At 55.2% G+C, this 21,292-nt stretch carries 19 protein-coding genes; 9 read left to right on the top strand and 10 right to left on the bottom strand.

What is annotated here, in order from left to right:
• The first annotated feature begins 97 nt into the window (after positions 1-97).
• From pnuC to NST43_RS30285, 3 genes are read left to right on the top strand one after another with little or no spacing between them, the layout of a single operon-like run.
• Positions 98-775, top strand: a complete 678-nt coding sequence (gene pnuC, locus NST43_RS30295) for a nicotinamide riboside transporter PnuC (RefSeq protein WP_339221144.1) — start codon at positions 98-100, stop codon at positions 773-775.
• Positions 772-1,782, top strand: coding sequence for an AAA family ATPase (locus tag NST43_RS30290; protein ID WP_339221142.1), 1,011 nt, complete (start codon positions 772-774; stop codon positions 1,780-1,782). Before pnuC ends, NST43_RS30290 begins: the two co-directional genes overlap by 4 nt.
• A 26-nt stretch (positions 1,783-1,808) precedes the next feature.
• The gene (locus NST43_RS30285; RefSeq protein WP_339221140.1) at positions 1,809-2,702 is read left to right on the top strand and encodes an NUDIX hydrolase; all 894 of its coding nucleotides are present in this window, start codon (positions 1,809-1,811) and stop codon (positions 2,700-2,702) included.
• Positions 2,703-2,788: 86 nt separating this feature from the next.
• On the opposite strand, the gene NST43_RS30280 is transcribed toward NST43_RS30285, so the two are convergent.
• The 6 genes from NST43_RS30280 to NST43_RS30255 form a co-directional block, all read right to left on the bottom strand.
• A complete protein-coding gene (locus tag NST43_RS30280; RefSeq protein ID WP_339221139.1) occupies positions 2,789-4,162 on the bottom strand; it encodes a HAMP domain-containing sensor histidine kinase in 1,374 nt (457 codons plus the stop codon).
• Positions 4,150-4,812, bottom strand: coding sequence for a response regulator transcription factor (locus NST43_RS30275; protein ID WP_339221138.1), 663 nt, complete (start codon positions 4,810-4,812; stop codon positions 4,150-4,152). The genes NST43_RS30280 and NST43_RS30275 overlap by 13 nt, the downstream gene beginning before the upstream one ends.
• A gap of 29 nt (positions 4,813-4,841) precedes the next feature.
• Positions 4,842-5,600 (bottom strand): lantibiotic immunity ABC transporter MutG family permease subunit, encoded by a 759-nt coding sequence (locus NST43_RS30270; RefSeq protein WP_339221137.1) that lies wholly within the window; start codon positions 5,598-5,600, stop codon positions 4,842-4,844.
• A 1-nt stretch (position 5,601) separates the two neighbouring features.
• Complete coding sequence (locus NST43_RS30265; RefSeq protein ID WP_339221135.1) at positions 5,602-6,330, bottom strand: lantibiotic immunity ABC transporter MutE/EpiE family permease subunit; 729 nt, start codon at positions 6,328-6,330, stop codon at positions 5,602-5,604.
• Positions 6,323-7,039 carry a lantibiotic protection ABC transporter ATP-binding protein gene (locus NST43_RS30260; RefSeq protein WP_339221133.1) on the bottom strand — a complete coding sequence of 239 codons (717 nt, stop codon included), beginning with the start codon at positions 7,037-7,039 and terminating at the stop codon, positions 6,323-6,325. The genes NST43_RS30265 and NST43_RS30260 overlap by 8 nt, the downstream gene beginning before the upstream one ends.
• A gap of 132 nt (positions 7,040-7,171) precedes the next feature.
• Positions 7,172-7,429, bottom strand: a complete 258-nt coding sequence (locus NST43_RS30255) for a GlsB/YeaQ/YmgE family stress response membrane protein (protein WP_173134188.1) — start codon at positions 7,427-7,429, stop codon at positions 7,172-7,174.
• Between the two features lie 197 nt (positions 7,430-7,626).
• Here NST43_RS30255 and NST43_RS30250 point away from each other — a divergent pair, with 197 nt between their 5' ends.
• The 3 genes from NST43_RS30250 (at position 7,627) to NST43_RS30240 (ending at position 10,573) form a co-directional block, all read left to right on the top strand.
• Complete coding sequence (locus NST43_RS30250) at positions 7,627-8,325, top strand: response regulator transcription factor (protein ID WP_209986917.1); 699 nt, start codon at positions 7,627-7,629, stop codon at positions 8,323-8,325.
• A 23-nt stretch (positions 8,326-8,348) separates the two neighbouring features.
• Positions 8,349-9,722: a HAMP domain-containing sensor histidine kinase gene (locus tag NST43_RS30245; protein WP_339221130.1), complete on the top strand. Its 1,374-nt coding sequence runs from the start codon at positions 8,349-8,351 to the stop codon at positions 9,720-9,722.
• Positions 9,723-9,838: 116 nt separating this feature from the next.
• A complete protein-coding gene (locus NST43_RS30240) occupies positions 9,839-10,573 on the top strand; it encodes a hypothetical protein (protein WP_339221128.1) in 735 nt (244 codons plus the stop codon).
• A gap of 118 nt (positions 10,574-10,691) precedes the next feature.
• Here the strand turns inward: NST43_RS30240 and NST43_RS30235 are convergent, their stop codons facing one another.
• Positions 10,692-11,792 carry a GntR family transcriptional regulator gene (locus tag NST43_RS30235; RefSeq protein ID WP_339221127.1) on the bottom strand — a complete coding sequence of 367 codons (1,101 nt, stop codon included), beginning with the start codon at positions 11,790-11,792 and terminating at the stop codon, positions 10,692-10,694.
• Between the two features lie 281 nt (positions 11,793-12,073).
• Here NST43_RS30235 and NST43_RS30230 point away from each other — a divergent pair, with 281 nt between their 5' ends.
• From NST43_RS30230 to araA, 3 genes are read left to right on the top strand one after another with little or no spacing between them, the layout of a single operon-like run.
• Positions 12,074-13,687 (top strand): FGGY-family carbohydrate kinase, encoded by a 1,614-nt coding sequence (locus NST43_RS30230; protein WP_339221125.1) that lies wholly within the window; start codon positions 12,074-12,076, stop codon positions 13,685-13,687.
• 3 nt (positions 13,688-13,690) lie between these two features.
• Positions 13,691-14,386 carry an L-ribulose-5-phosphate 4-epimerase gene (locus NST43_RS30225; protein ID WP_036722865.1) on the top strand — a complete coding sequence of 232 codons (696 nt, stop codon included), beginning with the start codon at positions 13,691-13,693 and terminating at the stop codon, positions 14,384-14,386.
• 39 nt (positions 14,387-14,425) lie between these two features.
• The gene (gene araA, locus NST43_RS30220) at positions 14,426-15,850 is read left to right on the top strand and encodes an L-arabinose isomerase (RefSeq protein ID WP_036691681.1); all 1,425 of its coding nucleotides are present in this window, start codon (positions 14,426-14,428) and stop codon (positions 15,848-15,850) included.
• A 272-nt stretch (positions 15,851-16,122) separates the two neighbouring features.
• On the opposite strand, the gene NST43_RS30215 is transcribed toward araA, so the two are convergent.
• From NST43_RS30215 to NST43_RS30205, 3 genes are all read right to left on the bottom strand, one after another.
• A complete protein-coding gene (locus NST43_RS30215; RefSeq protein ID WP_209986905.1) occupies positions 16,123-17,748 on the bottom strand; it encodes a helix-turn-helix domain-containing protein in 1,626 nt (541 codons plus the stop codon).
• Between the two features lie 6 nt (positions 17,749-17,754).
• On the bottom strand, positions 17,755-19,491 hold the full coding sequence (locus NST43_RS30210) for a histidine kinase (protein ID WP_339221121.1): 1,737 nt from the start codon (positions 19,489-19,491) through the stop codon (positions 17,755-17,757).
• Positions 19,492-19,677: 186 nt separating this feature from the next.
• On the bottom strand, positions 19,678-21,273 hold the full coding sequence (locus tag NST43_RS30205; RefSeq protein WP_339221120.1) for an ABC transporter substrate-binding protein: 1,596 nt from the start codon (positions 21,271-21,273) through the stop codon (positions 19,678-19,680).
• Positions 21,274-21,292 lie beyond the last annotated feature (19 nt).

Below are 21,292 nucleotides of genomic sequence, written 5' to 3'. Positions count from 1 at the left end.
TATTTTGATATTAACAAAATGTAATTATCAATTAGTTAATAAGAGTCATTAATAAGCAATCCGTTTTGCAAGATACAGAGGAATCGGAGGGATGAGCATGAAGAAGGTACCCGGCAACTGGAGCGGGTTTGAACTCGCCTGGCTGGTGATATTTACGCTGATCGCGTTTGTTTTTACGGTGATCTCCAAGGATTCGCTCTTCGGGTTCACGGTCTTCATCACCGGGGTACTATGCGTGGTGCTGACGGCGAAGGGGAAGCTGGCGAGCTATGGATTCGGGATGTATAATACGTTCGGATATGCCTATTTGGCTTATATCAACGGATTATTTGGCGAGGTTATGCTGAATCTGCTATTCTTTGTGCCCATGAATATTGTAGGCTTCTATATGTGGAAAAGAAATATGCACGGCGGCAAGCTGTCCATGCGCCAAATGGAAACGAGGGGCCTCCTGCTCACCGTTGCAGTCTGTGTGGCGGGGGCACTGCTGCTGGGCTTCGGCTTATCGTTCATTCCCGCGCAGAATTCACCTTACATCGATGCCCTGACTACCGTGTTATCCGTTGTGGCTACCCTCCTTATGGTGCGGCGCTTCAAGGAGCAGTGGCTGGTCTATATCGTACTGAATATGTTCACCGTTCTGCTCTGGGTGATCCGGACGCTGGAAGGCAGCGGGGAGGGTCTGCTGATGATCGTGATGTGGAGCGCCTATCTGATTAACGCGGTCTACGGTTACTACAACTGGAACAAAGGGGCTAAGGAGGCGCTGTCATGAAGACACTTGGATTAACACTCGGAAAGTTTGCCCCGCTGCATAAAGGCCACCAGTTCATGTTCGAGACCGCACTGCGGGAGGTTGACGAGCTGATCGTGGTGATCTACGAGACGACCGTCTCTCCGGTGCCGCTACAGATCCGGGCGAACTGGATTCGCAGCCTCTATCCTGCGGTCCGGGTAATTGAAGCTTGGGATGGTCCGGGTGGATACTCGGATGACAGGGAGCATGAGCTCCGGGAGGAGCAGTATATTCTCTGGCTGCTGAAGGGCGAGCAGGTGACCCATTTTTATTCGAGTGAATTCTATGGAGAGCATATGAGTCTGGCGCTGGGTGCTATTGACCGGCGGGTGGATGAGGCGAGGGTGCAGGTTCCGGTATCGGCCACGATGGTCCGCTCGGACCCTTACCCATACCGGGGTTATGTCAGCGGGCTAGTGTACCGCGATCTAATTACCAAGGTCGTATTTGTAGGGGCCATGTCTACCGGCAAGTCTACGATCACCGAAGCACTTGCCCGGAGATACGGTACGGCCTTCGCCAGTGAATACGGGCGGGATTACTGGACAGAGCATCAGGTGGACCGCCGGATTGGGCTGGAGGCTTTTGACGAGATCGCGGTGGGGCATCTGGAGCGGGAAGAGCAGGCACTGCTTGACGCCAATAGGTATTTATTCGTCGATACGAATGCGATTACCACTTATATGTATGCGCTGGATTACCATGGGAAGGCACCCGAGCTGCTAACCCGGCTGGCCTTGGAGAACGCGCAGCGCTACGACCTGTTCTTCCTGTGCGACGATGATATTCCGTATGACGATACGTGGGACCGCAGCGGGGATCAGAAGCGGCATGTGTTCCACCAGCAGATTATCGCAGACCTGAAGGAGCGGCGGATTCCCTATATAACCCTTAGGGGCACGCTTACGGAACGTATAAGCAAGGTGGACAGTGTACTGGCAAAATTCAAGCCGTACGGGAATTATTTCGGAGAGCTGGAGCATTGAACCAGAGGGCAGAGGAGGCGGAGAATGTGGAATTGAGAGATGCCAACGGACTTACAGAGCGTGAATTCCTGGAGCAGTACCGGGCCGGGGACTATGAACGGCCTTCCGTGGCGGCGGATATGGTGATTTTCACCGTTGCGGATGCAGCGGCGGATCAGGAACCCGGGGCTGGAGCGAAGGGGCTGAGCCTCCTGCTGATCCGCAGAGGCGGGCATCCCTGCCTCGGGAAGTGGGCACTGCCGGGCGGCTTCGTCCAGCCGGACGAGACCACAGATCAGGCGGCCGCGCGAGAGCTGGAGGAGGAGACCGGCGTGGCCGGTGTCTATCTGGAGCAGCTGCGCATCTTCTCAGACCCCGGGCGCGATCCCCGCACCTGGGTGATCAGCAGCAGTTATATGGCGCTGGTCGACAGCCGCCGTAGCCAATTAGAGGCAGGGGATGATGCCGAGGCTGCGGCCTGGTTCAAGGTAAGCTACCAGCTCCGGCAGGAGCATAAAGAGCTGCTGGAGCAAGGCTGCATCCGCACCCGTACCTATGAACTGCGGCTGGAGGCCGCAAAACAGGCGCTGACTGCAGTGGTAGAACAGACGGTGACGGCGACACCGGCGGCCAGATCGGTGCAATATGCCGTCTTGTCGAATGACGGACTTGCTTTTGATCACGCCAAGATCATTACCTATGCTATTGAACGGCTGCGTCAGGAGACGGAAAGAACCGGAATCGCGCTGCTCTTAATGCCTGAGCAATTCACCCTGGCCGAGTTGCAGCAGGTCTACGAGGTGATTCTCGGCCAGGAGTTGCCGAAGGCGGTCTTCCTGGACAAGGTGGCTGCGCTTATAACCGCGACCAACCTGTACACAGAGCATACGGAACACACACCCTCCCGCCGCTTGTATCAGCGGAACTGGGGAGAAGTCTGAATCTATTAAATCGGATGAAATCATCCATGAACGCAGGAAGAGCAATATTAAGAACAATGGAATTCAGCCACGAACTGGATGTGCCGCTACTCAGGCGCGGCAATGCGCATCGTGACCTTCCCGCCCCCGGATGGGGAGACATTGCTGAGGTGCAGACTGCCTCCGTGCTGCTCGGCCACAGAGCGTGCAATATAGAGCCCCATTCCGTGATGATTCCCGGAGCTGCGGCTCGGGTCGCCCCGGTAGAACTGGCTGGTGGCCTCCCGGAGGTCGGCCGCCGAGAAGCCGCTACCGGTGTCTGTAACCGTGAACTGAACCGCATCCGGCCCGCTCTGGACAAGCAGGGCAATGCTGCCCCCGGGCGGGGTATGCTCGGCGGCATTGGTAATCACGTTCATCATGCCCCGCAGCAGCAGCTCCTTGTGAATGAACAGGTATTCCGGCAGCTTCTCCTGCCGGATAGAGGTCTTCAGGTTCCTGCCTGCCTTGAGGGCATTCATCTGCAGCTCCAGCTCAGCTATGATCTCTGCTGCCGGGACCAGCGCCTTCTGGCGGGAGGAGCCGGCCTGCTGGCTGGACAGGTCAATGACTTCCTGCACGAAGGCTTCAATGTCTTCAGCGCTGCGGCGGATATAGCCGCTGTATTCACGCTGCGGCTCCGTCTCTACAATCTCCTGCAGCAGCTCGGCGTTGCCCCGGATAATGGTCAGCGGCGTCTTGATGTCGTGGGCCAGCGCGGAGATCTGCTCTCTGCGGGAGCGCTCCAGCTCCCACTGCTTCTCCAGTGAAGTCTGCAGGGCATCCTTCATCCGGTCCAGCGAGCCCAGTACCTCATCAATCTCCACAATGCCGCTGGGATGGACGGCGAACTCCAGATTCTCGCGCCGGATGTTCTCGGTCGCTTCCTGCAGTCCGGCCATCCGCTCCGAGAGCTTCCGGCCGAACCGGGCCGCGAGCAGGGCGGCCATCACCAGGAACCCGAGCACGAAGAGTACGGGGGCCAGCAGCTGGGGGTTCGGCAGCGAGCGGCGCAGCAGGGGAGAGGCGTATTGCGGCGTCAAGACATAACGGAAGATCCACAGCTTCTGTCCATGTTCGGCGGTGGTGTAGAAGTAGGAGCCTCTGTAGTCCCCCTGCCGGGTAATTCTCCAGGCTTGTTCCGCCTCTTTAGCATTCAGATTGCCGCCCAGCGGCTTCCCGTCCAAGGTGAATACGGTGTAATCCAGCCGGTCGGGGACCTGCGGGGCCGTATCCGCTGTACCCGCAGCCAGCTGCTGCTTGAACTGGGTGATCTCCTTCTCGTCATAGTTGGCAGGCAGCACCGCACCCCAGGCGAACGCCAGTGTGAACGCGCCAAGCAGTCCTCCCAGCAGCAGAATGGTACCAAGGCTTAACAGCAGCAGGTATTGCAGAAAAAAGGTGCGCAGCCGCACGGGTTTGCGTTGTTTTACAGCTTCCACTTATATCCTATCCCCCAGATGGTTTCAATGGCCTCAAGCCCGTACCGGCCCAGCTTGGCGCGGATGTTCTTGACATGCTCCGTAATGGCACTGCTATCACTCTCCCCGTCATATCCGAAGACCTCTTCATAGATATTCTCCTTGGAGAAGACCTGACCGCGGTGGCGGGCCAGAAACTCGCAGATTTCATATTCACTTTTGGTCAGCGGGACCTTGTCCTCTCGGGCGTATAACTCTTTACCGGAGAGGTTGAAGCGCACAGGGTCCATGTACAGAATGTTGCGCTTCTCCCGGCTCTCCCGCCGCAGATGAGCGTTGATCCGCGCCCGCAGCGCACCTATGCCAAAGGGCTTCATAATATAGTCATCCGCCCCCAGCCCCAGTCCGTACATCAGGTCACTTTCCAGCGTCTTTGCCGTCAAAAAAAGAATGGGACAATCCACCGCCGTGCGGATCTCCCGGCACAGGGTGAAGCCGTCTACGCCGGGCATCATCACATCCAGCAGAATCAAGTCATACGCACCGAGGTCGGTCCGGCGCACCAGCGCGGAATCAGAGAAGGTGGTTACCAGATGGCGGTCGGTACTGAGCGCGTTGGCTATCAGAGACAGGATGGCGGGTTCGTCGTCTACCACAAGTATTTTGGCCATAGTCATTCCCTCATTAGTTCATTTGAAGTCTAGTCATCCGCTGGGCGGCCTTCCCACCTCTGGAACCATAATACACTTAGGAGGCCCAGCATTAATGTTGCGGTGATACAGACCCACAGTCCGGCAGTCTGTCCAGATACGGCTGGAGATATCGAATGGCCTGTATGAGCGAAGGCCCACAGTGAGACGAAGCGCGCTCCCCAGGCAAAAGGGATATAAGGCCACAGAGCATCGCCGAGACCGGTTAGCATCAGGGCGGCGATCAGGCTCCCCGCAATCCCGATCCCGATGGATGCTCCCCGGCCGAAGTGCAGGCTGACTGTGAGATGAAGCAGATACAGAAACAGGCTGCTTCCGAAGATAATGACCGCTCCTGTACCGTAGAAGAGCAGTCCATGACTGCCCTGATGGAGGACCCGGCTGAAGCCTGTGCCGAACAGGGCGAAAGTGATCAGGACAGCCCCCAGGCTGAAACCCAGCAGGAGCAGCAGCTTGCTAAAAAAGGTTGTTGTCCTGCCCGCAGGCAGGCCAAGCATCCCCTGAAACCGCCCGGCAACGGCTTCCTGCTCCGCCGTCATCGCACAGACCAGCCCGATCACAGTAGGGTAGGCACAGGCAATGGCCTGCATGAACGCCATCACCTTGCCCGCTTCACTCGCAGCAGAGATGGAATAATAGGCCAGGAACAGGCCGGCCCCGATCAGCGGGGTCAGCAGATGGATCAGGAGAAACGGGGTGCGCTGCATTTTGAGCAGATCGGCCCTTAGCAGACCCGGCAGTGCCTTCATGCTACTTCGCCTCCTGTCTGCGGAACCATAGAGTGCTAAGCAGCCACAGGACGGCGAACCATCCGAGGGAGACCAGCGTACCCGGAAGAATCATGTCTGTGTTCCTTAACGGACTATCCGCCGGGACAGGGAGGCCGTTCGGCAGGATGGAGAGCACCGGACACATGAGTCTGAAGGTAATCGTATAGGGCATGTAATCCCATAAGCCCCCGCTATTGAAGACAAGAATGCCCATCACATTGCCGAACAGATTCAGCAGCACTGCGGCGAATAATCCGAGGCGTACAGCCAGGAACAGGCACAGCGGGATCTGCCACAGGAAGGTGAGGAAGATCAGCGCGGTGCCCGCGAGGCTGCTGGACAGCGGAATGGTCTGACCGAACAGCAGGCTTCCTGCCGTAACGCCAATCAAGAACAGAAGGAGCGCAGCCATTAGCCAATACGCGCAGGCGATAATTTTCCCGGCCCAGAGCGTTCCCGGTGCAACCGGCAGGGCCAGCAATCCGCGGTACTTCAGCTTCGCATCCTTCTGTAGTGCCAGCGAACAGGTCAGGCTCAGCGCTCCGGGCAACAGCATCGTGTACCACCAATTATAAGATCCGCTCTGAAAAAAGCTGCCGCCCATCAGAACAGCGCATAAGAGCAGTGTGAATACAGGGGCGAGCCAGGCCAGCTTGGGGATGAAAGTCCGCCGCCATTTCAGGCGTTCAGCGCTAACGATATTAAGCATGGGCGGCACCCTCCCTCCGGTGGGCGGCTGCGACCTGCATGAACAGCGCCTCCAGATCCTGATCCGGGGAGATCGCCCCCTGATAGCCCAGCACGCCGCCTGCGATGATGCCGATATGGTCGGCTGTCTGCTCCACCTCGGAGAGCATGTGGCTCGACAGAATGACGGTGATTCCCTGCTCCGGGAAGGAGCGGATCAGCTCCCGCAGCTCCTGAATCCCGATCGGGTCCAGCCCGTTCGTCGGCTCGTCCAGAATCAGCAGCTCCGGCTGGTTGAGGAGCGCAATGGCGATGCCGAGCCGCTGCTTCATCCCCATGGAGAATTGTCCGGCGCGTTTTTTTCCGGTAGCGGTCAGATCGACAACAGCAAGCACCTCTTCAATACGCGACTGCGGCAGTCCGAGGGCCAGCGTGCGTACCTTGAGATTCTCCCGGGCGGTCAGATTATCGTACAGCGGCGGTGCTTCTATCAATACGCCGATCCGGCTTAAGTCCTTCCGGGTCCATTCCTGCCCCTGGAAGCAGATCTTCCCGGAATCAGGACGCAGCATCCCGGTAACCATTTTGAGCAGGGTCGATTTGCCTGCACCATTTGGACCGAGCAGCCCGTAGACCGAATTGCGTGCGACTGTTAACGATACGTTGTTGACGGCTGTCTGGCGCTTGAAGCTTTTACATAGATTCTGTATTTCCAGAATATTATCCTGCATAGTATATCATCCTTTCTCTCCCTATACTCTAAGGGCCGATTCTAAGGATTCTGTAAGGATGACATGGCAGAGCCCCTGCCTGGGTGAACAGGAGGGGCTCTGTGTTGACTTTGCAGCAGCTGGCGTGAAGGATTAACGACGCCGGAAGGCGCCGCCGCGGGCCAGGGCAAAGAAGATCAGTAACGCAACGATGGAGCCGATAATGGCCGGAACAATGTGGAAGCCACCTACTACAGGGCCCCTTGGACCAAGCAGCTCGGTGCCCAGCCAGGAACCGATGAACCCGGCGATTACATTGCCCAGCACGCCTCCCGGAACATCACGCCCGATTAGATTGCCGCTTAGCCAGCCGATGAGTCCCCCTATGATGATTACCCAGAGCAGATACATTGATTTGTCCCCTTTCTAGTTGGTTTATTCAAGGTATGTTGGAAAATGCAATAGGTGAACCATCTGCCGAAGGTTAATTTTTTCCAAGCTCTAACAGGGCTGAAAACCGAACACAATCGGCTGGCGCGGGGGTTCGAACGGTGACAGAGAGATTAATGTTCTCTCGCGGTGTTAATATTAGAAGGAGGAGGGATCGGATGAACAAAATTCTCGTAATCGATGATGAAGCGGCCCTTAGAGATCTGATTGAGCTTGTGCTCCGCAGAGAGAATTATGAGGTGCGGACAGCGGAGAACGGGAGCGCTGGACTGCTTGCGCTGGATGCTTTTCAGCCGGATCTGGTGGTACTGGATCTGATGCTGCCCGATTGCTCCGGCTATGACCTATGTAAGGAGATCACTAAGCGGCAGGCGGTTCCCGTCATTATGCTGTCGGCCAAGAATGAGATTATAGATAAGGTACTGGGGCTTGAGCTGGGGGCCGAGGATTACATGACCAAGCCGTTCGATAACCGGGAGCTGCTGGCGAGGATCAAGGTGGTGCTCCGAAGAGCCCAGAACAGCGGCCTACCTGCAGAAGCTGAAGATACCCGGATCACTCATGAGGAGCTGACCTTCGATCTGGAGACCCGGGTGGTGCAGAAAGGCGGCGTTCCGGTGGCTCTGACAGCCAAGGAATTCCGGATTCTGGAGACGCTGCTGAAGCGTCCGGACAAAATCTATACCCGGGATGAGCTGCTGGAGATCGTCTGGGGCTATGACTTCATGGGCGACAGCCGCAGCGTGGATATGACGATTATGCGCTTAAGAAAGAAGCTGGAGGATGATGCCGAGAATCCGAAATATATCAGGACCGTCTACGGCTTCGGTTATCAGCTGGGAGGTGGCTCTGCCTGAAATATGCGACCCGGCTGGTGCTAATGTATTTGCTGTTCTCGGTGCTGTCCTTTGCCGTTATCATAATTTCGGTTAATAAGGCGATTGACTATTTCAGCTTCGTAACTATAGAGAAGCAAATGATGGAGAAGGCAGATCTGGGCGAGATGTCCTTCAGGGAGGTGCTCTCCAGGCACGAACAAGAGGTGGATGCCGGGCAGATGGAGGCGGTGGCGAGAAGCGCGCTGGAGACGTTAAAAGCCTCCGTCAAGGAGGTGCGCATCTACGACAGCAGCCAGAAGCTGCTGGGGCTTGCCGTTGACGGAATTGTGATCAATAACAAGACCCCCGTCATTTTTCCCGGGAATATCGCCAACGCTCTCAAGGGTAATTATGCTTACACGGTCTCCGAGGATCACCTGCTGTACTTCGCGGTTCCGATCCAAGACAAATATTATCAGAACAGCTATGTGTACGAGTTCGTGGAGGATGTCTCTTATTTCTATACGATGATGGACCAGATCCGCTATATCCTGTTCGCCGGTGCGGGAGGGTTCATTATTCTGATTACGCTTTCCAGCCTGTTCATTGCCCGCAATATGACGAAGCCGATCAAATACCTGCTTGGCGCCACAGAGAGCTTCTCCAACCAGCAATTCCGGGAGGTGCACCTGAACAGGAAGGATGAGCTGGGCATGCTGGCGGCGGGCCTGAACCGGATGGGCATTCAGCTCAGTGACTATATCCAGTATCAGAAGCAGTTTGTCTCGAACGTATCCCATGAGCTGAAGACGCCGCTTGCTGCTATCAAGGGGTTCTCTCAATACCTATATGAAGGCGAAGATGAGGATGAGGAGCTGCAGCGGATCTACTTCCATCTGGTGAATGAATCGGACCGGCTGACCCGGCTGGTCAATGAGCTGCTCATGCTATCGCGCTTTGACAAGGCAGGGCAGGATGGAATCGATGCCGAGAAGACGGACCTGGCACAGCTGGCCGCAGGGGTAGCCACCGGAATGCGGGCTAAGGCGGACAGTAAGGGGGTAGAGCTTACGATCCGGCAGGGGCCGCCGGCCTTCGTCTATGTGAATCAGGTACTGATGTCCCATGCCATCGCCAATGTGCTGGACAACGCCGTGAAGTATTCCAATTCGCGCACCCGGATAACCATTGAAGTGATGATCAGAGAGCAGGAAGCCATTGTGCAGATCAGCGATCAGGGGATTGGCATTAGCGCAGATGAAATTGCCCGCGTCCAGGAACGTTTCTACCGGGCACGGAATGCCAGCACGGCAGGCGGAACGGGGCTGGGGCTGTCCATCTGTAAGGAGATCGCCGAGAAGTTCGGCGGGCACCTGGATATAGAGAGCCAGCTCGGAACCGGAACCACCGTCTCCATCCATCTGCCGCTCTTGTGAACAGGCGTTACAAGAATGATACAACTCTGTTATTACACTAATAAATGGTTTTCGTATACTAACCTCATACCAAACAAACAACGCGTCTATCGCGTACATTCATGGAGGGATTACTTATGGGAACATTTAAAAAACCGGCAGCGCTGCTGCTGTCCGCAGTATTGTTAATGACACTTCTGACCGGATGCCAATCCGATTCGGCCGCTCCTGCACCTACAGCAGCATCCACAGAGACACCGGAAGCTTCGGCTACCCCAGCTGCCGAGCCTGTGGCAACGGAAGCAGTTGCAACCGCGGCTCCGGCCGAGCCAACCCCTGCGGCTTCAGCAGCGGGAGGCTCCGAGGCGATCAAGGAGGGCACTATCGAGAAGGAAGGGAATGTGATTCTGAAGGAGCTGGCTTTTGTCTATAAGGATCACACTATCGCCCTCTCCGACATTGTGGATGATGCCAAGCTGGAGAGTATGCTGGGAAAGGCAACGGCGAAGAAATCACACACTTATTCCTTGGATGACGGAAAGAATATGGATACCCTGATCGGCAGAACAGAGAAGACGTATACCTTCCCGGGCCTTGAGATTAAGACGCTGGATGCCTCTGATGGCAAGCAGTTCTTCATCTTCAGCATTAAAATTACTGATCCGAAGTACACCACCGTCCGTAATGTCAAGGTTGGAGACAGCCTCGATACGCTCAAAAAAGCCTATCCCGAAGGCAAGCTGACCGGAGACGGGGCACCTGAGGAAGAGGATGACTACCGGTTCGCCCCAAGCAACTATGTGGATTACATGCTGTTTCATGTCAAGGGCGCTAAGATTGAAAGTATAAGCATCTCTACGCTGATGGACTAAGCAGGTCCCCCGGTTCAGCCGGATTGAACAAGAACAGCCCCGACCGCTTCATGGCCTCTAATGGTCATGAAGCGGTCAGGGCTGTTTGTCTCTGTGTCATCTTCCGGAGCGGACTTTCCTATTCCGCAGGAGCTGGCTCCAGCACCCGCACCGTCTCCCCCTCTACCAGTTCAGGCAGATAGTAGGTGCTGCTCTTCAGATCTTTTTTACCTTGGAGCTTCTTAATGACCCATTCCGCCGCATCCCGGCCCATCTGTTCCTGCGGGTGGGTTAAGGTCGTCAGCTTGATGCCAGCGTTCTTGGCAATGTAGGAATTGTCCTGGCCGATGATCGACAGCTCCTCCGGGATCGAAAGTTCCAGCTGCTTGCAGACGTTAACCACTTCGAGTCCCACCTCATCGTTATAGCATACAAGGGCTGTCAGCACCTCCCGGTTATCCTTCAGGAATTGCTTGAGGTTCGCCGACAGATCACGCTTGGATTCCGTATCGAAGGAGAGCACCTGCTCCGGGTGGAAGCGAAGTTTGGCTTCGCCGAGCGCCTTGATGTAGCCCTTCATGCGGTACTTGCCTTGGAGATCGTCCATTTTGGCGATAATCCCGATCTGGGTATGGCCCTTCGAGATCAGCTCCCGGGTCGCCAGATAGCTGGACTGTACATCATCCAGACAAAAGAACGGCACCTCCAGCTCTTCATAATAAGCGTTAATCATGATGAACGGGACATCCTGCTCCTTGAACGACAGGTAGTAGGCGATATTCGGGTTGTACAGGTTGCTCTTCGTAGGCTCGATAATCAGCCCGTCCACCCCGAAGGACAGCATCATTTCCAGCGCCTTTTTCTCCTGGGCCACATCATTATTGGTGCTGGCGAGCAGCAGGGAATAGTTGTCCTCATTGAGCCTGCCTTCAATCCCCCGGATAATGGAGGGGAAAATATAATCGGAGAGGTAAGTGGTTATTACGCCGATGGTCCGTTTGCCCGCGCCATTCCCGGATTTGGACCGGAACTGGTGGCTGACATAGGTGCCCGAGCCCTTCTCGCTCCGCAGGAACCCCTCGTTGGACAGCTCCAGAATGGCCTTCCGCACGGTCTGGCGGCTGACGCCGTACATCTCCTGCAGCGCAGATTCCGTAGGGATTTGTTCGCCCACACTGTAGGTGCCGGACAGGATATTGCTTTTGAGTTCATCGAATATGATCTGGTACTTGGTTCTCACACGGGTCACTTCTTTCATAGTTGTTCTTATATAAAACAAGAAATATTCTGTAGTTGTACGTACATATTATAGCTTGAATATAAGCTTAATATCCTCCGGTGTCTACCATATATCATGATTCACGTAAAATATAGGTGATTTTCCGGTAAATTTGTAGGTATATCTTATATCTATTGTTGACAAATGTACGAACAAAAAATATACTAAACCTGTTCATAAAGGAAGCGCATTCTTTAGATTCGTAACTAACACAGTTTGGTTTAGAGAGGAGTAACGTGGGCATGGATCAGAACATCAAGCAAGCGATACTTAAGGGAGAGACATCACTGGGTATCGAATTTGGGTCCACACGTATCAAGGCCGTCCTGATTGATCAGCGATTCGAGGCGGTTGCATCCGGAAGCTACGAGTGGGAGAACCTGCTGGAAGGCGGGTACTGGACGTATCCCCTCACCGATATCATCAAGGGGCTGCAAGCGGCTTACCGCGAGATGAAGCAGGAGGTTGCACAGAAATACGGGGTTACGCTTACTACTGTCGGTTCGATCGGATTCTCAGCAATGATGCATGGATATATGGCCTTTGACAGCGCGGGCGAGCTGCTGGTTCCGTTCCGGACCTGGCGTAATGCTACAACCGGTGCGGCGGCCAAGGAATTAACAGAGCTGTTCCAGTTCAATATTCCGGAGCGCTGGACCATTGCCCACCTGTATCAGGCAATTCTGAACGGGGAAGAGCATGTTCCGCAGGCAACGTTCGTAACGACGCTGGGCGGATACATCCATTGGCTGCTGACCGGCAGTAAGGCGATCGGGATTGGCGATGCCTCCGGGGTCTTCCCTATAGATGAAGCTTCACAGGATTACCACCCGGCTATGGTCAGCCAGTTCGATAAGCTGATTGCCGCTAAGAATTACCCTTGGAAGCTGAGTGATCTTCTGCCCAAGGTCTACGCAGCAGGCGAGCAGGCTGGCGTGTTAACAGAAGCCGGAGCGAGACTGCTGGATGATTCCGGGGACCTGCTGGCAGGCATTCCGCTCTGTCCTCCAGAAGGTGACGCCGGAACGGGAATGGTCGCAACGAACAGTGTCCGCAAACGGACCGGTAATATCTCTGTAGGCACCTCCGTATTCGCCATGATCGTGCTGGAGAAGGACCTTACAGCGGTATACCCTGAGATTGACATGGTGACTACCCCGGATGGCAGTCCGGTAGGGATGGTGCATGCCAACAACTGCTCCAGCGATATCAATGCCTGGGTCGGCTTGTTCAGAGAATTCTCAGAGGCGATGGGCTTCAAGGCTGATCCGGCGAAGTTATTCAGTGTTCTGTTCAACAAAGCGCTGGAGGCAGACGCCGATGGCGGCGGGCTGCTCAGCTACGGCTATTTCTCGGGTGAGAACATCACCGGGATGGAGAAGGGACGGCCGCTGTTTGTCCGCTCGCCGGAGAGCCGATTCACGCTGGGCAACTTTATGCGGACGCATCTGTTCTCCGCTTTTGGCGCACTGAAGATTGGCATGGATATTCTGACCTTGAAGGAACAGGTGTCCATCGACAGCATTCTGGCGCACGGCGGCTTGTTCAAGACGCCTGTTGTCGGACAGAGAATCGTGGCTGCTGCGATGAATGTTCCGGTCTCTGTGATGGCAACAGCCGGAGAAGGCGGCGCGTGGGGCATGGCGATTCTGGCTTCTTATATGAAGAACAGAGCGCAGCAGGAGCGTCTGGATGATTTCCTCGACCAGAAGGTCTTCAAGGATATCGAAGGCGAGACCATTCATCCGGTTGCGGCAGATGTGAAGGGCTTTGGATTGTTCATGGAACGCTACACGGCGGGTCTGGCGATTGAGCAGGCCGCTGTAGATCATCTCGTAGAGAACGGGGGGAATTAACACATGCTGGAGCAACTGAAGGAAGAGGTGTACGAGGCCAATCTGGAGCTGCCTAAGCACGGGCTGGTCAAATACACCTGGGGCAATGTGAGCGCGGTGGACCGGGCGAGCAGTCTGTTCGTTATCAAGCCTAGCGGAGTCAGCTATGACAAGATGAAGCCGAGCGATATGGTCGTTGTGGACTTCGATGGCAATGTGGTGGAGGGAGAGATGCGGCCTTCTTCGGATACAGCGACCCATGCTGTACTCTACAAGCATTACGCCGAGATCGGTGGCATCGTGCATACGCATTCTACGTGGGCAACCATCTGGGCGCAGGCCGGACTGGATGTTCCGGTTATGGGGACGACACATGCAGACACCTTCTATGGTTCTGTACCGTGCACCCGGTTCCTGACACAGGAAGAGATTGACCGCGGTTATGAAGCAGAGACCGGGCATGTGATCATTGAGACTTTTGAACAGCGGGGGCTGGATGTGATGGCGATTCCCGGCGTTCTGCTGAAGGGCCACGCGCCGTTCACGTGGGGCAAGGATGCCCACGCCGCTGTGATGAATAGTGTCGTGCTGGAGGAAGTGTCCAAGATGAACCACTTCGCCCGCCAGCTGAATACGTTCGCCGAGGAGCTGCCGCAGCGGATTCTGGACAAGCATTATCTGCGCAAGCACGGCAAGGACGCGTATTACGGACAGAAATAACTGACTTTTACCAAACTCATAGAGAAGAGGATGAATGATATGTCAACAGTAAGCGACAAGCAATTCTGGTTCGTCGTAGGATCGCAGCACCTGTATGGAGATGAAGCGCTGGGTGAAGTGAAGGCTCACGCCCAGGAAATGACCGATGCGCTCAACAACAGCGGGGTACTTCCTTATCCGCTGGTATTGCAGGATCTGGCCGTTAGCGCAGACAAAATCACTTCCATCATGAAAGAAGTGAACTATCGTGATGAGGTTGCCGGTGTAATCACCTGGATGCACACCTTCTCCCCGGCCAAAATGTGGATTCGCGGCACGAAGCTGCTGCAGAAGCCGCTGCTGCACCTGGCTACCCAGTACAATGAGAGCATCCCTTGGGCAACCATTGACATGGACTTCATGAACCTGAACCAGGCTGCCCATGGTGACCGTGAGTATGGCTTCATCAATGCCCGCCTGAAGAAGCAGAATAAGGTCGTTGTAGGATACTGGGAACGTGCTGAAGTCCAGAAGCAAATTGCCGAGTGGATGGACGTTGCCGTAGCGTATAACGAAGGCTTCAATATCAAGGTAGCCCGCTTCGGCGACAACATGCGTAACGTGGGCGTTACCGAAGGCGACAAGGTAGAAGCCCAGATCCAGTTCGGCTGGACCGTGGACTACTTCGGCATCGGCGATCTGGTAGCCTATGTGAATGAAGTGAAGCAGGAAGAGATCGATGCCCTGTTCGCAGAATATACTAAGCTGTATGCCGTTGATTATGGCACGTACAGCAAGGAAGATTGGGAAGCCAGTGTGAAGGTGCAGGCGAGCTACGAGATTGCCCTTAAGCGCTTCCTGGATGCAGGCGGCTACAATGCCTTCACCTCTAACTTCGAGGACCTGCACGGCATGAAGCAGCTTCCGGGTCTGGCTGTTCAGCGCCTGATGGCCCAAGGCTACGGCTTCGCCGGCGAAGGGGACTGGAAGACTGCGGCCCTGGACCGCCTGATGAAGGTGATGAGCCACAACCTGAACACTGGATTCATGGAGGATTATACTTACGAAATGGCTGCCGGGCAGGAAGCGATTCTCCAGTCCCACATGCTGGAGGTTGATCCGAGCCTGGCCAGCAACCAGCCGAAGATCATTGTGTCCCCGCTGGGAATCGGCGACCGTGAAGACCCTGCCCGTCTTGTCTTCGACGGCAAGGCAGGCGAAGGCGTCGTGGTATCGATGGCTGACTTCGGCACTCATTACAAGCTGCTAATCAACGAAGTTACTGCCTTCGAACCCACCGTTCCGGCTCCGAATCTTCCGGTAGCCCGTGTACTGTGGCAGGTGAAGCCTAACTTCCAGGACGGAGTCAGAGCCTGGATCGAGAATGGCGGCGGACACCATACCGTAGTCTCGCTCAACCTGACTACCGACCAGATCGTTACCTACGCGAAGCTTGTGGGTCTGGAATACGTGATTATTAAGTAATTGAGTCACTTGTCAAAGTAAATAGCGAGTTGATGTTAAAAAGAGCGAAGGGGCCTATAGCCCTCTCGCTCTTTTTGTTTGGCAGGTATGATGAGTACGAAGACCAGTTCCAGAGGACATCTGCCTGCTCCGCCGGAAAGCGTGTGCCAGATGTATGAGAAAAACCGAACACAATGCGCCAGCGCGGCGGTGTGTGGGTCAATGTATGCGCAAAACCGAACACGATGTCCCCGCCCGGCGGTTCGTATGCCCAATAGCCCCGCCCGCCCCGCTCACTTCTTATTCCGCGCACGGTACTGCTGCGGCGTTGCGCCGACGATCCGCTTGAACAGGTTGGAGAAGCTGCCGAGGCTGGTGTAGCCGACCTGCTCGGCGATATCGGTGATCTTCAGCTCGGTCTCCTCCAGCAGCTGCTTGGCCTTCTGCAGCCGTTCCTGAATAATCACATCGGAGATCGATAGCCCGGTCTCCTTCTTGAACAGCCGGGACAAGTAGGCCGGGTTCAGGTAGACATAGGCCGCGAGTTCGTCGCGGGTAATCTCTTCGCTCAGGCGGGAGCGGATATACTGCCGGATCTTGGCGACTGTGGCCGAGGATACGTTATTGCTTGTCTGCAATAAGCGCATTACGGATCGCAGGCATTCCAGCGCCCAATGCTGGAGCGAAGCGGACTGCTTCGGATAATTCTCCTTATCCATCAGCGATTTCAGCTCGGCTGAGGCGTGTGCGGATAAGCCTTTTTTGGCGAGAACGGTGTGTACAATGAACAGGATGCCGTGGATAAGCTGACGGTGCAGCTCACTTGTCCAGCGGCCAGGCTCAATGCCCGAGAACCATAGCGTCACGCGGCGCTCCAGCTCCTCCAGCTCGCCAAGCTCCAGGAGGGTCGCCCACTCTCCGAAGATATGCATAGGCGCTGCCTGAGGCAGGGGCGCAAGCGGCTGATCTCGGCCATACGCCTGATCCTCCGGTCCGAACACCTGACGCGAACGGTTCAGGTTGCGTTGTTCCCGCTCAGTGACCTCCGTGTAAGCGCTCATGATTCCGGACAGGGGGACGCCCGCGCTGATGTAGATCGACAGGGAGCAATGCAGCAGCCGCTCGCAGGTGTCCAGGAAGGTGCGGCCATTCTGCTCCAGCGTATGCCGGACGGCGTTTATATCGCCCCTGACGTAGATGACCGCCAGATTATGCCCTACCTGATCCTGCAGCACAGTGCCTTCCAGCCCGCTTAGCAGCAGCTCATCGGCCATGTTGCGCAGCGCATATTCCATAATCGTCTCATCCCGTGCGCTAAGGTTCTCCTTCCACTGCTCCAGCCCCAGCAGGGCGAGGAAGTAGCGGTCCCCGGGCTGCAGATCCAGATTGTAGGTGTTCGCCGGAAGGGTGAGCGATTCCAGCACGGGCGCCGCCCGCTGGCTGAGAATATCCTGCCAGAACCGTTCCACCAGCAGGGGGAGCTGATGCTCCCACTGTCTCCGGTACTTCTGAATTAGGGCCTCGAACTGTTGCTGCTCTCTCTGCTTGCTGATCTCGGCGAGCGCCTCACGGGAGATTTTCATCAATTCCTCATAGTCTACAGGCTTGAGCAGGTAATGGAAGGCTCCGTGGTAAATCGCGCGCTGGGCATACTCGAAATCGGCATGGCAGGTCAGCATAATCGTCAGCGTGCCGGGAGCGGATTGCTTCACCCAGGCCAGCAGCTCCAGGCCGCTTCTGCCCGGCATTTCGATATCGCAGATGAGCAGGTCTACGGGCTGCTGTTCAAGAACAGCAATCGCCTGATCCACGTTCTCCGCCAGACAGACATCCGACACGCTAAGCGCGCTCCAATCCACCCCCTGCTGGAGGCCGAGCAAGGCGAAGTATTGGTCGTCAACGATTAGAACTCTGTACATTGAACGTCACAGCTCCTTTTGAACGGGTAGTCTGATTTCCACAACCGCGCCTCCTTCTGGAGCGTTGTGGAAGGTAAGCCGTGCCCGGTTGTTATAGAACATCAGCATGCGTCTGTATACGTTCCATATTCCCAGATGGCGATCTGTCGGTTTGCGCTCATATACGCCATGATTGAGCATGTCGAGCTGAACCGTGGAGAAGCCCGGCCCGGAATCGCGGATCTGAATGGCAATGCAGCAGTTGCCGCTCTCCCCGGCTTCTTCACTGACTGTTATGCCAACGTTGAAGGGCTTCGAATTGTTGATGAATCCATGCTTGATGGCATTCTCGACGAAGGGCTGGATCAGCAGCGGCGGTATCAGCGTTGACTCAAGCTCCTGCGGAAGCTGCACCTCATAAGACAGCTTGTTCGGATACATGACCATCTGAATCTCGATATAATTCTGAATATGACCCAGCTCGCCGCGCAGCGGAATCCAGGCGTCATTGGTATTCATAATGAAGCGGAAGTGGGAGACCAGATGTCCAATCATTTTTTTGATCAGCGCATACTGCTTCAGCTCTACCAGATGAAAGACGATATTCAGGGAATTCATGAAAAAATGGGGATTGATCTGCGCCTGGAGATGCTTCAGCTCGGCCTGCTGCACCTTCATCTGCTCCTCATACACATCAATCTTGAGATTGCCGATCTGCTCGGCCATCTGGTTGAATTGCATTGTAATGATCTGGAACTCCCTGCTGCTGCCGTCCTTCAGCCGATATTCCAGCTGTCCCTTCCCCAGGATGCGCATCCCGCTGGTCAATTGCTGGATAGGCTTGAACACCAGCCTGCTGAGCAGAGCCAGCAGGATAACCATTACGAGGATAATGGCGAAGGGAATCACCTTGATGATCCGTTGGAAGATCGGCAGCTCGTCCAGAATCGACTTCTCATCCAGCAGGAAAAAGACATTCAGATTCGAATACTGCGAAGGCTTGTCAATCAGCAGATACGAATTGCCGTTACTCAGGCGAATCGAGGCATCCGCGCGAGGGTTAGGCTGAGTAAGCTGGCTGCGGATGAGCGCAAGATCTTCACTGGCGAACTGGCCCCAGAGTAATTTACCGTCATTATCGATCACGCCGACCTGTCCGCTTCCTCCGGTAGACTCCAGCTGGGTCAGGGGCTGGGCCAGCGAATCAATGCTGACCAGTACCCCCATGAGAAGCCGTCCGCTCTTGTCCGGCAGTACCTTGAATAGCACCGGCTCTCCGCCGAGGGTCACAGTCTCCCACTTCAGGGAGGCCTGAAGATTAGGGGCCTTGAGGTGTGAAGACAGCCCGGAGGTAATGACCTCCTTCTCCTGGTAATACTCTCTCTGGCTGCTCAGGAAGAGCTCATCCCGTTCCTGATGGTAGACGAACACACTGCGGATAATGGTGTAGTAACTGACATCGCTGTACCACTGGTCCATCAGCTTGCGGATGGACAGGTAATAATTGACGCTGTCGGGGCCGCTGTCGGAATAGAGCTCCAGCAGCATGTTCTCATTGGCGGTGCGCAGTAGATAATGGCTGGTCTGCTCCAGCAGCTCATCGAGTGTACCTAAGTGCAGGGTCAACGTGTCCGAGGCAGACTTCGCCACCTTCTCCCGGACAATGTTGGTCGAATAGAGATTGGTGTAGGAGAGAAAGAGGAACAGCGGCGTGACCAGCAGCAAGACAAGGGCACTCACTTTGAATCGCAATGATAGTTTCACAGTCTTCCCCCTTATCCTTAGGTACATTCAGCCTGAGCGGCAGGAAAGGGGAAGGACGGCATCCGTCCTTCCCCTTAGCTTAAAATATAAGAATTTGTATGTTCCACACGACAACTTATCCTTATATTTCTCGCTGAAACGGGTGCCGTCCTTAAAAGGACGGCATAGTCGTTTCCACTTGTTTGTTTAGGATTGTTTGGCCTTCCAGGCATCATATTGCTTCTGAACCTCGGCACGGATATCCTCAATGCCGTTAGCCTTCAGCTTATTATTGTATTCCGTCAGCACCTTGTCTACTCCCAGGCTGCCCGTTTCCAGCAGCGGGCGGAATTCCTTGATAATATTGCTGACCACAGAGACCTGTGTTTTGACAGCGTCGGTATTGAAGTTGAAGCCGAAGGACTTCACCTTATGGGCGCTCTCGTTATAAGCCTTGAACTTCTCCCACTTGTCGGCACTTTCGCCTTCCCACAGATAGGTCAGGCTCTGGTTACCGAACATCCATTCAATTCCAGGTGCCCAACCTGTATCGGCGCGTGTAGCAATGCCGTCAGGCAGCTTGATGAAGTTGTCCTTGCCTTCTACCTTGACATACTGCTTGCCGTCCACCCCGAAATCAATCAGATTGACCAGAACCGGGTCGGTGTGCAGCAGGTTCAGCAGCATCATGGTCCGCTCGGGATCAATCGAGGTGCGTCCGATGGCCATCATGGAGTTGCTGACGCTGGCTGTACTGATCTCGGGTTCATTCCCCTTCAGCTTCACCAGCTCAATGCCGGTGGCAATGGAATCTTCCTTGTCGGAATCCGGTTTGTCTGAACCGAATTTCATCCAGGTCTTGCCTGCCTTGAAAGCGTCTTCAGTGCTGGTTTTGGTCGTTGCAGCATCTTTATTGATGTAGCCTTTGCTGAACCAGTCGCCGTAGAGCTTCATCCGGTAGATTGCGGTGTCGGACTCCATCGAGCTGATCACCATCTTATCGGTCTTGGTATCAAGGACGATCCCGGCAGGAGCGCCGGCCACCAGCTCATAACGGAAGTTCTCTTTCATGCTCTCTTTGGTCTTGTCGAAGTAGCCCAGGGTATCCGAGCCGCTGCCGGAGAGCCAGATGGGCGCGATGGCCGGTTCCTTCTCCTTGATCGTCTGCAGCCATGGCTCCAGATCCTCCAGCGTCGCAATCGAGTTCACATCGAATCCGTATTTATCCACCAGATCCTTGCGGAACATAATAGTATGGCTCTCGCCGATTTCTTTATTGGTAGGAATCGCATAGATTTTGCCGTCTACGGTTCCGCCGTCAAGGAAGCGGGGATCAAGGGTATCCTTGATGCCTTGTCCATATTTGGCTAACAGATCATCCAGCGGAAGGAACGCGCCCTTGGCTACGTTATTGGCGAAGTCGGCCCAGTTGGGGGCGAAGGTCAGATCGACCTGTTCACCGGATTGATAGGCCAGTGCCATCTTCTCGGCCCATGAGGACCAAGGGAGTCCCTGGAAGTCAATCTCGGCGTTGATTTTCTCTTTGAGATACTTATTGATCTCATCTACAACTGCCTTGGTATCATTCTGCGGGAAATTCCCGACCGTGTACACTTTCAGCTTCCGGAACGTTGAGGTGTCAGGATTCGTGCTGCCTTCCGTGCCTGCTGTTGTAGCTGCTGCTGTCGATTCTGCCTTGGACGGGGCGGATGCACCTGAATTGCCCCCGCCGCATCCGGTAATGCCCAGTATCACGGCAGTCAGAGCGGCAAGCACCGTGCCCGAGCTTCTTGTTGTTCTCATTTGTATGAACCTCCTCGAA

The sequence above is a fragment of the Paenibacillus sp. FSL H8-0332 genome, from assembly GCF_037963835.1.
GTDB lineage: Bacteria > Bacillota > Bacilli > Paenibacillales > Paenibacillaceae > Paenibacillus_AQ > Paenibacillus_AQ rhizoplanae.
The sequence above is the reverse complement of the archived record's forward strand: the minus strand, read 5'-3'. Positions and strand labels throughout refer to the sequence as shown.

Bases quoted from the DNA above. Each gene is read 5' to 3' on its own strand.
- NST43_RS30230 (WP_339221125.1), top strand. From the start codon at position 12,074: ATGGATCAGAACATCAAGCAAGCGATACTTAAGGGAGAGACATCACTG.
- NST43_RS30275 (WP_339221138.1), bottom strand. From the start codon at position 4,812: ATGGCCAAAATACTTGTGGTAGACGACGAACCCGCCATCCTGTCTCTG.
- NST43_RS30250 (WP_209986917.1), top strand. From the start codon at position 7,627: ATGAACAAAATTCTCGTAATCGATGATGAAGCGGCCCTTAGAGATCTG.
- NST43_RS30290 (WP_339221142.1), top strand. From the start codon at position 772: ATGAAGACACTTGGATTAACACTCGGAAAGTTTGCCCCGCTGCATAAA.
- NST43_RS30215 (WP_209986905.1), bottom strand. From the start codon at position 17,748: ATGTACAGAGTTCTAATCGTTGACGACCAATACTTCGCCTTGCTCGGC.
- NST43_RS30265 (WP_339221135.1), bottom strand. From the start codon at position 6,330: ATGCTTAATATCGTTAGCGCTGAACGCCTGAAATGGCGGCGGACTTTC.
- NST43_RS30270 (WP_339221137.1), bottom strand. From the start codon at position 5,600: ATGAAGGCACTGCCGGGTCTGCTAAGGGCCGATCTGCTCAAAATGCAG.
- NST43_RS30245 (WP_339221130.1), top strand. From the start codon at position 8,349: ATGTATTTGCTGTTCTCGGTGCTGTCCTTTGCCGTTATCATAATTTCG.
- araA (WP_036691681.1), top strand. From the start codon at position 14,426: ATGTCAACAGTAAGCGACAAGCAATTCTGGTTCGTCGTAGGATCGCAG.
- NST43_RS30240 (WP_339221128.1), top strand. From the start codon at position 9,839: ATGGGAACATTTAAAAAACCGGCAGCGCTGCTGCTGTCCGCAGTATTG.
- NST43_RS30225 (WP_036722865.1), top strand. From the start codon at position 13,691: ATGCTGGAGCAACTGAAGGAAGAGGTGTACGAGGCCAATCTGGAGCTG.
- NST43_RS30260 (WP_339221133.1), bottom strand. From the start codon at position 7,039: ATGCAGGATAATATTCTGGAAATACAGAATCTATGTAAAAGCTTCAAG.
- NST43_RS30255 (WP_173134188.1), bottom strand. From the start codon at position 7,429: ATGTATCTGCTCTGGGTAATCATCATAGGGGGACTCATCGGCTGGCTA.
- NST43_RS30205 (WP_339221120.1), bottom strand. From the start codon at position 21,273: ATGAGAACAACAAGAAGCTCGGGCACGGTGCTTGCCGCTCTGACTGCC.
- pnuC (WP_339221144.1), top strand. From the start codon at position 98: ATGAAGAAGGTACCCGGCAACTGGAGCGGGTTTGAACTCGCCTGGCTG.